The organism is Oxynema aestuarii AP17, from assembly GCF_012295525.1.
GTDB lineage: Bacteria > Cyanobacteriota > Cyanobacteriia > Cyanobacteriales > Laspinemataceae > Oxynema > Oxynema aestuarii.
The window spans coordinates 2,642,758-2,656,576 of the sequence record NZ_CP051167.1 but is presented as its reverse complement, the minus strand read 5'-3'; the positions used below and the strand labels follow the sequence as shown (position 1 = coordinate 2,656,576).

Annotated in this window: 14 protein-coding genes; 8 read left to right on the top strand and 6 right to left on the bottom strand. The window is 53.1% G+C overall.

Annotation, left to right across the window (positions count from 1 at the left end; translation table 11 throughout):
- Positions 1–64: 64 nt before the first annotated feature.
- Positions 65–502, top strand: coding sequence for a hypothetical protein (locus tag HCG48_RS10775; RefSeq protein ID WP_168569167.1), 438 nt, complete (start codon positions 65–67; stop codon positions 500–502).
- Between the two features lie 61 nt (positions 503–563).
- On the opposite strand, the gene argB is transcribed toward HCG48_RS10775, so the two are convergent.
- Positions 564–1,460: an acetylglutamate kinase gene (argB, locus tag HCG48_RS10770; RefSeq protein ID WP_168569166.1), complete on the bottom strand. Its 897-nt coding sequence runs from the start codon at positions 1,458–1,460 to the stop codon at positions 564–566.
- Between the two features lie 122 nt (positions 1,461–1,582).
- Positions 1,583–2,137, bottom strand: a complete 555-nt coding sequence (locus HCG48_RS10765) for a shikimate kinase (protein WP_375339332.1) — start codon at positions 2,135–2,137, stop codon at positions 1,583–1,585.
- Positions 2,138–2,304: 167 nt separating this feature from the next.
- Here HCG48_RS10765 and HCG48_RS10760 point away from each other — a divergent pair, with 167 nt between their 5' ends.
- From HCG48_RS10760 to HCG48_RS10735, 6 genes are all read left to right on the top strand, one after another.
- Entirely contained in the window at positions 2,305–3,204 is a 900-nt protein-coding gene (locus tag HCG48_RS10760; RefSeq protein ID WP_168569165.1) for a YihY/virulence factor BrkB family protein, read from the top strand.
- Between the two features lie 143 nt (positions 3,205–3,347).
- A complete protein-coding gene (locus HCG48_RS10755) occupies positions 3,348–3,725 on the top strand; it encodes a hypothetical protein (protein ID WP_168569164.1) in 378 nt (125 codons plus the stop codon).
- Between the two features lie 113 nt (positions 3,726–3,838).
- Entirely contained in the window at positions 3,839–4,348 is a 510-nt protein-coding gene (locus tag HCG48_RS10750; RefSeq protein ID WP_168569163.1) for a Dps family protein, read from the top strand.
- A gap of 160 nt (positions 4,349–4,508) precedes the next feature.
- On the top strand, positions 4,509–5,030 hold the full coding sequence (locus HCG48_RS10745; RefSeq protein WP_168569162.1) for a hypothetical protein: 522 nt from the start codon (positions 4,509–4,511) through the stop codon (positions 5,028–5,030).
- Positions 5,031–5,093: 63 nt separating this feature from the next.
- A complete protein-coding gene (locus HCG48_RS10740) occupies positions 5,094–6,185 on the top strand; it encodes a DJ-1/PfpI/YhbO family deglycase/protease (RefSeq protein ID WP_168569161.1) in 1,092 nt (363 codons plus the stop codon).
- 263 nt (positions 6,186–6,448) lie between these two features.
- Complete coding sequence (locus tag HCG48_RS10735; RefSeq protein ID WP_168569160.1) at positions 6,449–7,657, top strand: hypothetical protein; 1,209 nt, start codon at positions 6,449–6,451, stop codon at positions 7,655–7,657.
- 215 nt (positions 7,658–7,872) lie between these two features.
- Here HCG48_RS10735 and HCG48_RS10730 read toward each other — a convergent pair whose 3' ends face one another.
- Complete coding sequence (locus HCG48_RS10730; protein WP_168569159.1) at positions 7,873–8,334, bottom strand: hypothetical protein; 462 nt, start codon at positions 8,332–8,334, stop codon at positions 7,873–7,875.
- A 1,075-nt stretch (positions 8,335–9,409) separates the two neighbouring features.
- Between HCG48_RS10730 and HCG48_RS10725 the strand changes: the two genes are divergently transcribed.
- Positions 9,410–9,709, top strand: coding sequence for a hypothetical protein (locus tag HCG48_RS10725; RefSeq protein WP_511048768.1), 300 nt, complete (start codon positions 9,410–9,412; stop codon positions 9,707–9,709).
- 222 nt (positions 9,710–9,931) lie between these two features.
- Here the strand turns inward: HCG48_RS10725 and cruG are convergent, their stop codons facing one another.
- The 3 genes from cruG to cruF are packed head-to-tail and all read right to left on the bottom strand — an operon-like array spanning position 9,932 to position 13,395.
- Complete coding sequence (cruG, locus tag HCG48_RS10720; RefSeq protein WP_168569157.1) at positions 9,932–11,134, bottom strand: 2'-O-glycosyltransferase CruG; 1,203 nt, start codon at positions 11,132–11,134, stop codon at positions 9,932–9,934.
- A 51-nt stretch (positions 11,135–11,185) separates the two neighbouring features.
- Positions 11,186–12,430, bottom strand: a complete 1,245-nt coding sequence (locus HCG48_RS10715; protein WP_168569156.1) for a glycosyltransferase family 2 protein — start codon at positions 12,428–12,430, stop codon at positions 11,186–11,188.
- A gap of 23 nt (positions 12,431–12,453) precedes the next feature.
- Positions 12,454–13,395 carry a gamma-carotene 1'-hydroxylase CruF gene (gene cruF / locus HCG48_RS10710; protein ID WP_168569155.1) on the bottom strand — a complete coding sequence of 314 codons (942 nt, stop codon included), beginning with the start codon at positions 13,393–13,395 and terminating at the stop codon, positions 12,454–12,456.
- Positions 13,396–13,819 lie beyond the last annotated feature (424 nt).

Sequence of the window (13,819 nt, the reverse complement as noted above, 5' to 3'; positions counted from 1 at the left end):
TCCCGTCAACTCCCCTATCCCCGACTTCCTTTTCTCCAATCCATATCGATGAGGTCTTTATATCATGTTTCGATCTGACCGATTTTCCTTTCGTCGCCCCCTGCTCGCCGTTCTGACCCCCTTGAGTGCGGCGATCGCCTTCGCCGGAATCGGCGCCACTCCCGCCCGTGCGGACTTTTCCATCACCGTCGGCGATCGCGGTTGGTCCGTACAAATCGGACAGCCCTCTTATCCCTACAACCCGCGTCTTTACCATCCCGCCCCCGTTTACCGATCGCCTCAAGTCATTTACCGCGATCGCTACCGCCAGTCCTATCCCGATCGCCATTCGGTGAGAATTCGTAACTCCACCCTCGTCAATCCCACCTTGGTCAACCCGACGATCGATCGCTCGATCTTAATTAACCCCACACCGATCGAAACCACCGATCCCTACGCCCCCCGCTACGACCGCACCCGTCGTTCGCGCCGGGTACGCGGGGTCTTACCCGGGGATCTGTGAACCTCCCTGGGGGCGCGTCCGGGCGATCGCCGCCCCACGCCCCCCTTGTTTCTGCCTCGGGCTAAGGCATAAACTCCGAAGCGACGATCATCGAACCGATTCCGGAATCGGTGAACACCTCCAATAACAAGGCGTGAGGAATCCGACCGTCAATAATATGAGCGGCACGCACTCCCTGAGCCAGCGATCGCACGCAACAGGTTACTTTCGGAATCATCCCCCCCGCTACCGTGCCATCCTTAATCAATTCTCGCGCCTTTTGTATATCTATTTTCGTCAACAAAGTGGACGGATCGTGGTAATCCTGCAAAATCCCCGGCGTATCCGTCATCAAAATCAACTTTTCAGCCCCCAGGGCTGCCGCCAATTCTCCCGCCACCGTATCGGCGTTGATATTGTAAGCTTGTCCCGATTCGTCCGCCGCCACACTCGACACCACGGGAATATAACCCGCATTCACCAAGGTATCGATCGCGTCGATATTGACCGTACTGACTTCGCCGACAAAGCCAATCCCCTCCTGCCCCTGGGGTCGCGCCGTGATTAAATTACCGTCTTTACCGCACAAACCGATCGCCGAACCCCCCGCCCGATCGATCAGGGACACAATTTCTTTATTGACCCGACCGACTAAGACCATTTCCACCACGTCCATCGTCGCCGCATCGGTCACCCGCAAGCCATTTTTAAACTGGGGTTCGATTCCCAGTTTGCCCAACCAGCTATTAATTTCCGGACCGCCCCCGTGGACGAGTACCGGACGAACCCCCACGCAAGACAAAAAGACCAAATCTCGCATCACCTGGTCTTTTAAGGTACTATCTTTCATCGCCGCCCCACCGTATTTGACGACGATCGTGCGTCCGGCAAATTTTTGGATGTACGGCAGCGCCTCGCTGAGGACTTTGACGCGGATCGCGTCTGCATTCTTCTCGATGGATTCGTTTTCAGTGAGCATGGATGGCTAAATCGCGAGAAAAGGCTTTTATCGAAGTTTAGAGGAGGTTCGCGCCAACTACAACTCAGTGCCGAACGCTTTTGCGCCGCCGGGCGATCGCCGTTCGCCACCCATGGTGGGTTTCAATTGAGATCGACCGTTGTCGTTTTGAGGCATTTGGGAATTTCCGCGATCGCCCTTCGCACAATGGCTTCCGGGGTTTCTCCTTCCCCGACGACCAGGCGCAAATCGGCTTGGGCGTATAACCCTTGTCGCGACGCCAACAACGATCGCAAGGTCGCCAACGGGTCAGGATTTTGTAACAAAGGTCGGCTGCTATCCCCTTGCAGGCGTCGGTACAATTGTTCGGCGGAAACGTCCAACCAGACGACAAGTCCGTGATGCAAGTAACTCCAATTTTTGGGAGACAGAACGATCCCCCCTCCCGTGGCGACTAGCAATTTTTGATAGGCGCACAGTTGTTCGAGCACTTGACTTTCCAGTTGGCGGAATTGCGCCTCTCCTGCGTCGGCAAAAATTTGGGCGATCGAACATCCGGCCACTTCTTCGACCAGTTCGTCGGTATCGAAAAACTGATAGCCGAGTTCTCGCGCCAACAAGCGCCCGACGGTGGTTTTTCCCGACCCCATCATCCCGACTAAATACAGATTGACGTTTTGTAATAAAGAATCAGTCACCCTTGCTGTCACTCAATAAAATCTCTCAAGGTTGACGAGTGCAATTTGACAACGGCAGCTCGACGTTCACCCCATTAAAAATAACATCGAATGCGGCAGCCTCGAACGCCGCGATCGCCTTTTACAATGAAGCTCGTTGACTAACCGATTCAAACCTCGATTCGATCGTGAAATTTAAATTGATTTTCAAACTGCTTAAACTGACCTTCATCGCTTGGCAAAAGGACAAAGCCTCGCGACTGGCTGCTGCTTTAGCTTATTACACCGCCTTTTCTCTCGCACCGATGTTAATCATCGTCATCGCCGTCGCCGGGTTCGTATTCGGACAAGATGCGGCCCAAGGAGAAATCGTCGCCCAATTGCAGGGCCTCGTCGGACGCGAAGGGGCGCAAGTGATTCAAAATTTAATTGAAAACGCACGCCGTCCTCAATCGGGAATCGTCGCCACGATCGCCGGAATCGCGATTTTGCTGTTTGGCGCGACGGGTTTATTTACCCAATTGCAAGATGCGCTCAATACGATTTGGAACGTCCAACCGAAACCGGGACGGGGGATTAAAGGCTTGTTACAAAAGCGTTTTTTATCGTTTGCGATGGTCTTGGCGATCGCCTTTTTGCTGTTGGTCTCCCTCGCGGTCAGTGCGGGGTTGGCGGCGATGGGGAAATATTTCGACCACCTGTTCCCCCAGGTCATTCTACTGTGGCAGGTGTTAAATTTAACCCTTTCGTTTGCGATCGTTACGGTTTTATTTGCCACCATCTATAAAGTGCTGCCCGATGCCAAAGTTGCCTGGAGTGACGTTTGGATGGGGGCGTCGATTACTTCGTTGTTATTCGCCGTGGGTAAATGGGCGATCGGTTTATACCTCGGTAATAGTAGCGTCGGTTCGGCTTACGGCGCTGCCGGATCCTTTGTCGTCATTCTCCTGTGGGTGAACTATTCGGCGCAAATCCTGTTTTTTGGGGCGGAATTTACCCAAGTCTACGCCAATCGCTACGGATCGCGGATCGTCCCCAATCGCCACGCGATCGCCCTCGGCGACTCCCCCCGCAACGATCGCCCCTAGAATCGATCGCGCGATCGCCTCGAAACCTTGCGGTCTCTACCTACAGACGTAATCAAAAGCTCTTACCAGAGATAGTTTGAGATGCCCCCTCCTACTGGTTAGGGTATTAATGTAATCGAGCTAAACCGCAAGGAGGTTTATATATGAGCGTCGATCGCATCAGCCATAACGACAAACAAGTTAAAGAAGACCGCATGGAACCGGGTTACGATCGCGGCATCGAACCCGCCGAAATCGCCGCCCGCCAAGAACGCGAGGGCGAAAATTTCCAACACAAACCCGAAGACGGTCGTTCTGGAATCGACACCACGGGCGGTTATACCGTAGATAATGAAGGCCGCGCCAACAACTACGCGATCGAGCCGGAAATGTACGTCAACGAACCCGGCGACCTGCGCGAACGGGAAGAAGCGAACCGGGAAGCCCGCTTGCAAGAGCAAGAACAGGTCAAGCATCACGACGAAGAAGGCAAGTTGACCATGGAAGGCGATCGCCGGGGCAAAGGAACGGGCGTCATCTAAGCGCGCCGCCCCCTGGAAAAGCGGGGGTTCTTCCCTCACTTCAATCCCCGCGTCTTTCCAAAAGCAATCGAGCATCTAAAACAGTTTTAAAACACATTTAAGGAGGTTTATTGATGACGACCGCTACAGGTACTCGTCCCGCCGCTACTCAACCGGAAATTAACATCGGGATCGACGAAGACAGCCGTCGCGAAATTGCTGCCGGATTGTCTCGGGTACTGGCCGACACCTATACTCTATACCTAAAAACCCATAATTTTCACTGGAACGTCACCGGGCCGATGTTTCACATGCTGCATACAATGTTTGAAGAGCAGTATAATGAGTTGGCCTTGGCCGTGGACGAAATTGCCGAACGTATCCGCACGTTAGGCTTCCCCGCGCCGGGAACCTACGACGAATTCGCGCGCCTCAGTTCGATCGAAGAAGATCGCGGCGTTTTAGGGGCGAAAGACATGGTTCGCCGCTTGGTCGAAGGTCAAGAAAGCGTGGTCAGAACGGCGAGAGAACTGCTGGAGATCGCGGAGAAAGCGAACGACCAACCCACCCTCGACTTGCTGACTCAACGAATGCAAGTTCACGAGAAAACGGCGTGGATGCTTCGCAGTTTGCTGGCGGATTAAACTGTTTCTCACTCCCCGATTCCGAGGGGCGATCGCCCTCGCGCCCACTGAGGCGATCGCCCCTCCCTGAGATTTGCCAAATTTTTCAAATCTTTTCGATGTTTTAAATCTTTTAAAACCTTAATTCAATTCGCCCGTACCACCAAAGAGGACAAAACCTATGTTTAAAAACATGTTTAATCTAAACTCTCACCCCGAACGCAACTTCAGCATTTTTGCCGCTATTTTAGGCGGATTGCTCTTCACTATGAGTACCAGTCCGCGCGCGGCGATCGCCGAAACGCGCGCCAGCGAGAAAGACGGCGAAAGGGCTAACGCCGAAATGTTAGCACAAAGGACACCCCTACCGCGATCGCGCAACACCCCCGTCGCTGCAGTTCCCGACAATAACGGCGAATTTAGCATCCGCTTAATCAACTCCACTGCCGCACCCATTAAATACCAAGTCGTCGGCGATACCGAAGACCGCTTTTTAATGGGCGATCGTGAAATCACCCTCACCGGACTAGAAGACCCGGTAACCGTCACCTTCCAACGACAAGATGACGGCTTGTTACAAGCGGAAACGAAAGTGTTTTCTCAAGAAGGAATTTTAGAAATTACTTTGGACGAAACCACCGCATTAGACATGGACCGCAACGCCTTGCGCGTCGATGAATCCGGTTGGGTTTACTTGAACTAACAACGAACGGGATTGGCGCGAACTGAAAATCCCCTTCACCCCTGTAGTCATTAGAGGTCTTTTATGACAGCCGATAATTCTAAAAAGCTCAAAAAAGTTGCCATTTTAATCGAACAAAACGTCGAAGATTCGGAATTTCAAGTCCCTTACCAAGCCCTGCAAGAAGCGGGGGCACAGGTACAAGTCCTCGGCGCGCGCATGAACGAAGAATATCGCGGTAAGTCGGGCAAAGTCAGCATCAAACCCGACGCCACCACCGCCGAAGCGCGTCCGCGCGAGTTTGACGCCGTGGTCATTCCCGGTGGGGGTGCGCCCGACAAAATGCGTACCAATCGCAACACGGTTGGATTTGTCAAAGAAGCTGCCGCCTCGGGTAAATTAATTGCGGCGATCTGTCACGGACCGCAGCTTTTGATCGAAGCGGACTTACTGCGCGGTTGTCGCGTCACTGGATATGGCGCCATTCGCAAAGACATCGAAAATGCGGGTGGGACTTATATTGACGAACCTCTGGCGATCGATACCCAGTTGATTACCTCCCGTCAACCCGGCGACTTGCCGATTTTTACCACGGCGATTCTCTCTCGCCTGCAACTGGAAATTCCCGATCGCGTCCTTCCCGACGAAAACGATACTGAGGCCCAGTGGTGGCAACTCGGCGAAGCCTGGGGCGGATCGAGTAAAAATGAAATTATCGAAGGGTTGAATAAAGCCCTGGCTGGGGAACGCTACACCCAAGAGGCGTTTCGGCACTATGCGGACAAAACCGAAGATGCGGCTACTAGTTTGCTGTTACGCGAAATTGCCGAAACGAAAGGGCGTCACCTCGAACTGCTCGAACAACGCATCCGCACGTTGGGCGGACAACCCGCGATCCCGTCGTTTGTCGGCGAAGCGCTGGCGACGCTGACGAGTTGGTTACCGTCGAGTAACGACCTCGATATTTTACGTCGGGCTTTGGGCGACTTACAAACGGGGGCGATCGATGCGGCCCATCTGGCGTCTAAATATACAGATCCCGTTTCGACGATGATTTTTGCGACGATCGCGAATGAATTAGCTCACGCCGAATATCGCGTGGTGGAATTGTACGATGCGCGACTCGGGATCCGATCGCCCGAACCCGCCAAACCGACGACGGGAGTCGCGGTATAAGAACCCGGATCGATTCAGATCGATCGCGTCTTCTGCGGGAGATGCGATCGATTTTAGATTTTAGATTGTTTAGATTTTAGATTGTTTAGATTTTAGATTTTGGCGTCGGACTTGCAGATCGCGCCAAGGTCTTGAGATAGCTGGATAGTTTTTGAGGATAGTTTTTGAGAATAGCCTTTGGGATTGTTCGGACAGTGGGGGCGATCGCCCCCGGTCGAGGGAAATTTTTTTCTCAAAATATCCGAGGGAAGTGGAGGATCGATATGGATAACCAGAAAAACTTGAATTTCGACGTTCAACCCGAGTCGAAGGCGTCGGAGGATCCGATCGCCCAAGCGATCGACGATCTGCAGCAAGAATTAGACCGCGCGGGAATTGAAGCCGATCGCCTCGCGATCGATCGCCTCTCCGAATTAATTCAATCCATTGGCGCCATGGTGACCCAATTGGGCGAAAGCGCTACGGAAGTGGGAGTTTCCGCCGCCCGCGAGGTCGATACCTTCGTCGATCGCGCTACGGAAGAAACGGGCAAAACCCTCGACGCGATCGGCACTAATCCGGTGTTGAAACAAGTCGCCGGATGGTTGCACGCCGATTGGTTGCTCGCTTTTATCGGTCAAGTCGATGTTGACAAGGCGTATAGCGCCGTTCGCGAACTCCAGCAGGCCCATCCCAACGAAACGCCCCCCGAAATTGCCCATCGCGTCATGTGGGACAAAGCGGTGCAGGCGGCGGGAATCGGGCTGGCGAGCAGTATGTTGCCCGGTTTCGCGATCGCCCTATTCGGCGTCGATTTGGCGGCGACGACGGTGTTACAAGCGGAAACAATTTATCAAATTGCTGCCGCTTACGGGCTCGATTTAAACCAATCGGCGCGCAAAGCGGAAGTTTTAGCGATTTTTGGCTTATCTTTAGGCGGTTCTGGCGCGGTTAAGGCAGGATTGGGGATTTTTCGCAATATTCCGATCGCGGGCGCGGCGATCGGCGCCAGTACGAATGCAGTGCTACTTTATCTGCTCGGTTACGCCGCCTGTCGCTTTTACGAAGCTAAGGTCAATCCCCTCACCTCGGAAGTCACCGCACAAACGATCGCCCGCGACAGCGAAGCGTATTTAGCAAAAGCGATCGCCCAGAAAGAAATTATGGATCGGATTTTTGCCGAAGTTCTCGACGCCAGACACCCGGAAACGTCGCGATCGCAACTCCTGCGCGAGTTAGAGTTGATGGAGTTTACGCCGCGATCGATCGCCGCTATCGAAGCTCAGTTAGACGATCCGATTCCTTTCGACGAGTTACTCGACCGACTCGACCGCGATTTTGCCGTTCCTCTCGTCGCCCAATGTTATCGCACTACGGCGCCGTCATCGGCAATGACGGAAGCGGAACGACAAATTGTCGAGGAGATCGCCGCTCGTTTCGATTTGAACGTAGCACAGATCCGGGAAAAACTGATTCAAGATCGGCGATCGTGAGGGATTTTCTCTCATTTTTTATCTTCGTTTGTCAAGCGACAATCCCGACCGCGATTCTCCTACGGAGACGCTACGCGATCGCCGATTTGACCTCATATTTGACTGGGGAACTGGGGCAGTCTTTTTTTGGTGTTCGAGTTGGCATTCGGTTGGTCTCAAGCTTTCCCCATCCCTTTTGCGATCGCACCGATCGCGTCAATTTAATTCCAGTCAATTCAGTTCCTATCGATTCCGATTAACTTCGGGTAGCCTGTCGCGATCGCCGAGCGAAAATCGTATTTATACTGATTCAAAGACCAATTTTTTTCAGGTAACTGACATACGCCACGATCGCTCCTCTCGAACGCGATTTGTGGGTTTTGATTTAGGTTTTGATGTAAGGCGATCGCGGGCTGCAACCCCTCATTCTCCGGTGAAAATACCGCTTCTATTCGTATTCTGCGATCGCCGGATCGCTTGTAAATAGAGAGGGTTTCCGGTTCGCTTGCATTCGTGTAATTTCGATAAGCTCCTGGGTTCCCCCGAGGGCGATCGTCGTTTTTGAGGTCGGCGAGCGCTTCGTAGCGATCGAGCAACAGGGTTGGTTCGGACAGGTCTCGATCTGTTTGTGGACTCGCTACAAACCCCCAGATTGCGATTACAATAAAAGTGGCGTGTAGAGAGCGTTTGAGAAACATAAATTTTCCTGAATTCTCCTTTTTGTTTTTTGTACAATCCGCGATCGCGATACTTTCTAGATGTTCTTATTCTTCGTTAATACGATCGGGCGATCGGTAAATTTGTGATAATCTTTACATTTTGAATGGTTGAGATGTTTTTATTTAGATTTTGATGGGTTCAAAATCCGATGACGGCAAATCTGTAAAGGATTTAGCTTGTCTCCCCGACCGTTGCCCGATTGGGTTGGAATGAAACCGATCCCAGAGTGCTAAAAAACTCCCATGATGGCTCATTCATAGGCGATCGCCCATCAAAAAGCAAGCCGATTTACAAAAGTTAAATCGACCCCAGGCGATCGTTCGTTTGCTCCGTCAGAAATTCCCGATAAAATCACAGCTCGGATGGGGCGATCGGGCCGAAAGTCATCTACTTGCTGAAACTTCATCGTCGATCTCCCGCGATCGAGCGGCGAACACGGAACGACCCTTTAAAAATATCGACCCCTGAACCTGGGAAACGGCTTGAGAATTCGCAACAATCTGAATTCTCGTCAGAGCGGCGATCGCGCTTCGCCTCGACCGTTTCAAATCGGTCAATTCAAAACAATAACAAAACAACTGACACTCAATTCAGTTTGTAAAGTCTTGAAAAGCCGTTAATTAGGAAAAAACGAAATATTTTGACTTGACAACAATTGTACTATAGTTGCAGTCATTTTTCAAATCGGGCGCCGATATGTAAAAAGCCGAATCATTGAAGTTTGAGATCGCGATCGCCCTCGTTACAATGCCCTGGTAAAAACATAAAAGCCGATCGCTTCGCGACGCCATCGACGAAAAAGCGCGTAGATCCGCAGAAAACTTGACGACTTCAAAGACATCGCCTATGCTAGGCGCGGTTGCTCTTCGATGCCGTGCCTTCAGCCGCAATCTCAAGAGAAATCACCCCTCCTGACCAACCCCCTCAGCTCCACCAGACCGATCTGGTGACTCCTCGGTTACTGGCTCCTCTCCCTACTTCCCAACTTCTGTCAAAGCGCTACAATGTTGCAAAACTTTTGACCTTCAAACCTCGGATTTGGCCGATATGGATATGACTGCCTATTCCAATGCTGATTCACTTGACAACCTGCCCCGTGAGGTGAGGGTCACTCAACTTCAAAACCTCATGGAAACCCTCGCCATTGCTGACGAAATTGCCAGCAAAGGCTACCTCATTACCAGTTCCGAACTGGCCGACCTGATGGATATCAATGCCAGCGCGGTCACCAGTCGTGGAGATAACTGGGTTTGGCGTAACTGGATTGTCTCCAGGGTCAGACGTGAGGGCAACCAAATTCTCTGGCAATTAGAAAGAGTGGATTTGGTCAATGCCGAAGGCGTTGACGAGTAGGGATCCAGTTTCGAGAACTGGAAAAAATACTTGTCAATTGCCGAAGCGTTCTACTTTCCTCCCCAATCCCTTGGGGAGGCTAAGTTCCGATCCGCGCTCCAGCTTCAACATCCTGTCTGGTACTTGGGTGGGGCGGGCATCTTGCCCGCCATTGAGTCTTTAGCCATAGGGGTTCGATCCATCCGCGAGTTCCCTACACTCTAAACTCTCAATTCTAAACATCTAAAATTCCCCATACTCTCGGCCCCGCCAGCGCTTGGGTCTGTGCAAACTCGACAGAAAAATGCGAATGACCGCTAAGGGGTCGGCGAGGGGAGAGAACCAAAATAATAGGGCCGTCAGAGGCGACGATCGCCTAAGATCGTAGGAAGGGGAGATCGCCGCACTCAAGGCAAACCGGATCGCCAACAAGAGGCCATTTAAGCCGAGTAAGGCGATCGCACTCGACGATAAAGAACCCTCCACTCCCCGGATCGCCAGGGCGATCGCCCCGGCCACCACAATCGGTAAAGGTAAGCCTTGAACGGCCACTAGAAAGCCCAAATCGCCCCATAACTGCGCTTTCGAGCAAGCATCCTTGAGATCGAGCGATCGCCCCCATTCCCGCCAAGTTTCTAACGCCCCTTCATACATCCGGACTTGTAACACGTTCGCCCCGTCGAGAAATCCCACCTTAAATCCGGCGCGGGCGATCGCACGGGCCAGAGTCACGTCATCGCAAAAGGAATCGCGCGCCCGGGTATAGCCGCCAACTCGTTCGAGAACCGCCCGCCGACAGAGAAAACACTGTCCGTTCGCCATCACTCGTTCCGGGGATCCCGCGTCCGTATTCGTCGGTCCGAAACGATAAACCAAAGTCATCAATAACGCAGGTTGCAGCACCATTTCCCCGGGATATTCGAGCAGAAATTGTGGCGAGAGGGAAATTAAATCGTAACCGCCGCGAAGGGCCGCCTGTAGGGCCGAGGCGACTAATTGGGGATGGGGTCGAGTGTCGGCATCGAGTCCCAAAATCCATTCACTCTCGGGGGAACTATTTAAAAACCCGGTATGCAAGGCCCAGGGACGACCGACCCACCCCGCAGGTAAGGGATCGTCAGTTATCAGTCGCAGTCTCGGATCCCTGTGGGCCGCCGCTTGCACTAATTCTGGGGTACCGTCGCGCGATCGACTGTCAACGACGATCGCCTCACGCAGTTCGTAACTTTGCCGGGTCACTCCCTCCAAACAGGGGGAGAGGCGATCGACTTCATTCAGGGTCGGAATGACGATGCTGACGCGCCCCAAATCGTCCGGGGTCGGCTCTCTCGGCGCGATCGCGGGCTGCCGGACGGCCCCTTTGATTAAGCGAGAGAGCAGAATCGCCGTAGCGACGACTTGCACGAGGAGCAGGATAAAAATAAATAAGGCAACAATAAAATTCAAGGCACTATTGGAATACTTTTACTTATCTACCTTTGGCCTCTTGTTTCCCCCTCAATACCGTCTCCCCCGCCATTGCTTCGGGGGACGTAAGGCGGAAATCAACACGCGCAACCATACGACGGGATCGGCGAGGGGAGAAAGCCAGAATAACCACGGGGCTTTAGCCTGGGTGCGATCGAAATAGGGGGCGATCGCCCATAACATGGCGATCCGTGCCAGCATCAGTAATAAATTGAAGCTCCACAGGCCCACATGAGGCCATTGGAATAGCAGCGAGCGGGGGACGGCGATCGCGTAGAACCCTAAAATAAGGGGGGGCAGTCCTTGAACGGCGAGCAGAAAGACGACATCTTGCCATAACTGCCACGGATGGGAGGCATCGCGCACGCCGATGGTGCGTCCCCATTCCCTCCAGGTTTCTCGCACTCCTTCGTACATGCGGACGCGCACGACTTTGGAGCCATCCAGGAAGCCGACGCGATATCCTTGTTTGGCGGCGTGGCGGGCGAGTTTCATGTCGTCGCAAAAGGCATCGCGGGCGATCGCAAAACCGCCCAACTGTTCGAGAACGTGCCGACGACAGAGCAAACATTGACCGTTCGCCATCACTCGGTCTGGAGAGTTGGCCCGTTTACCGATCGCCCCGAAACGATAGGCGAAGGTAATCAGCATCGCCGGGTGAAACCAGACTTCCCCGGGATATTTGAGGATGAATTGGGCGGAAACCGAGAGCAGGTCGTAGTTGGAGGCGATCGCCGCCTTGAGCAAACTCGCCACTAATCCCGGACGGGGATAAGTATCGGCATCGACGCGCAAGATCCATTCACTTTCGGGAGAACTGCGTAAAAAACCCGTCTGCAAGGCACCGGACGGGCCGACCCAGCGATCGCTGTCGGGATCGTACAGAATCAAGTGAAAGCGCGGATCCTGGGCGATCGCCGCCTCGATCGAAGCCACGGTTCCATCCTCGGAATAGCTGTCGATGGCGAGAATTTCGCGCACTTCTTCGGTTTGTACGGTCAATCCCGCCAAACAAGGAGACAGTCGCTTGACTTCATTGAGGGTCGGTAACAAAACCGTGACTTTTCCGGCCCATTCTGGCGGCGCCCATTCCGGTTGTAACGGTCGGGGGCGGTTTTTGCCTTGGGCCAGTCGCCAAAACAAGACGGCCCCGGTACTGAGTTGGAAACCCAATCCCAGCCATAACCAGATCGACAGCACCCCATCGAGTTCTAACATTGCGAAGTCTGGGGACGACCGCGCCCGCGCGATCGCCCCCAAGTCTCCTACAATCATCACTCCAAGCTCGACAATTGGATTCACTTGGCCACCATTTCAACGGGGGCTACAGTGGTCGCACTAGCCGAATTGGTTTCCATGATTTCGTCTTCGCTTAATGGTGTTTGGCTGGCGTGGCGATGTCGAGCAATCCACCACAGTCCGAAGGCGGGTAACACTCCCAAACAGATACTCAAAACTGTCGGAATCCAAAAGCGGGAATCCAACATCGTCAGGGTGATGACCGCACCAAAGGCGAAGTTTACCAGATAAACGGCTAAGGGCAAATTTAATTGAGCTCGTTTCAGGGTAATCTCGGTTTTTTGCCACAATACGGTGGCTACTCCCATAAATAAGGCGCCCGTTCCCAGCCAGCCGCTCAAGTTACGATAGGGCATTCCAAAAAAGGCGCCCGCTTCTTGAAATTCCCAGAACGGAAACGGAGTTTGGCTCATCGCCGGATCGAGGACGAAATCCCAGGCGGTCAGTAATAGTGCTCCTAGGGCGATTCCGCCGATTTTCTGTAGCCACGGGGCGGCGGCGATCGCGCTCAACCCGGCTCGGGCGAGGATCCAGCAGGTAAACCCCATGTAAAACCAGGACAGGGGAATGGTAAACGGCACCAATCCGGCGATTTTATAGCCCAAACCGCTTAAATATTGGTAGTGTCCGAAGGGAAAGCCCGTGCTGGTGCCGATCAGTTCGCTGCTCGCCGATAGGACGATCGCCGGAATTGCAAAGCTCAGCGCCCGTCGCAGTCCGAACAGGCGGCTTGCGTAAATGGCGATCGCCACGGCTCCGAGGATGATATAGACGACGCCACCGCCTGCCATGCTCCATTGAAAGGCTTTTTGCCCGAATCCGGGTAAATTCAGGATAAATTCCGGATGTGGCAGCACTAACACCAACCCCGCCAATCCAAATGCCGTGGCCACAATATGGCCGACTAAGCAAATGCGCTCGAAAGTTACAAGTTGTTTCATTGGAATCCTAAAAAAATCTCACACAGAGAAAGCGCTTCATATTAGTTTACAAATGTTTATGAAAAATCCAACTTCAGCCGGGTCAAATGTTGGGGATTTTGGATTTTAGCTTTTGGATTTTAGATTTTAGATTGTAGAGTGTGGAGGGTTGGGGATGAATGGTGGGCGACCGGGTTTTGACGGGAGTTCCGTTGAAAAGATCTTTAAAATGCCTATAAATTCGGGGGATGTTCCCGGAAGGGCGATCGCCGTAGCCAAGCCGAGGGACGCGAGTAATAAGTAGTTGAGCAAAGTAAAAATACCAAAAATCGCTTCCAATCCGCCCCTCCCACTCCCCCGTCCGGAATCGACTCAGTTGGCGGCGAAGGAAAATTGCCAGAGTCAAGCGCGTTCCCTTCCCTCAATGGCTGCCGTCGCGATCGGC

Bases quoted from the DNA above. Each gene is read 5' to 3' on its own strand.
- HCG48_RS10730 (WP_168569159.1), bottom strand. From the start codon at position 8,334: ATGTTTCTCAAACGCTCTCTACACGCCACTTTTATTGTAATCGCAATC.
- HCG48_RS10755 (WP_168569164.1), top strand. From the start codon at position 3,348: ATGAGCGTCGATCGCATCAGCCATAACGACAAACAAGTTAAAGAAGAC.
- cruF (WP_168569155.1), bottom strand. From the start codon at position 13,395: ATGAAACAACTTGTAACTTTCGAGCGCATTTGCTTAGTCGGCCATATT.
- HCG48_RS10715 (WP_168569156.1), bottom strand. From the start codon at position 12,430: ATGATTGTAGGAGACTTGGGGGCGATCGCGCGGGCGCGGTCGTCCCCA.
- HCG48_RS10775 (WP_168569167.1), top strand. From the start codon at position 65: ATGTTTCGATCTGACCGATTTTCCTTTCGTCGCCCCCTGCTCGCCGTT.
- HCG48_RS10745 (WP_168569162.1), top strand. From the start codon at position 4,509: ATGTTTAAAAACATGTTTAATCTAAACTCTCACCCCGAACGCAACTTC.
- argB (WP_168569166.1), bottom strand. From the start codon at position 1,460: ATGCTCACTGAAAACGAATCCATCGAGAAGAATGCAGACGCGATCCGC.
- HCG48_RS10735 (WP_168569160.1), top strand. From the start codon at position 6,449: ATGGATAACCAGAAAAACTTGAATTTCGACGTTCAACCCGAGTCGAAG.
- HCG48_RS10750 (WP_168569163.1), top strand. From the start codon at position 3,839: ATGACGACCGCTACAGGTACTCGTCCCGCCGCTACTCAACCGGAAATT.
- HCG48_RS10740 (WP_168569161.1), top strand. From the start codon at position 5,094: ATGACAGCCGATAATTCTAAAAAGCTCAAAAAAGTTGCCATTTTAATC.
- HCG48_RS10725 (WP_511048768.1), top strand. From the start codon at position 9,410: ATGACTGCCTATTCCAATGCTGATTCACTTGACAACCTGCCCCGTGAG.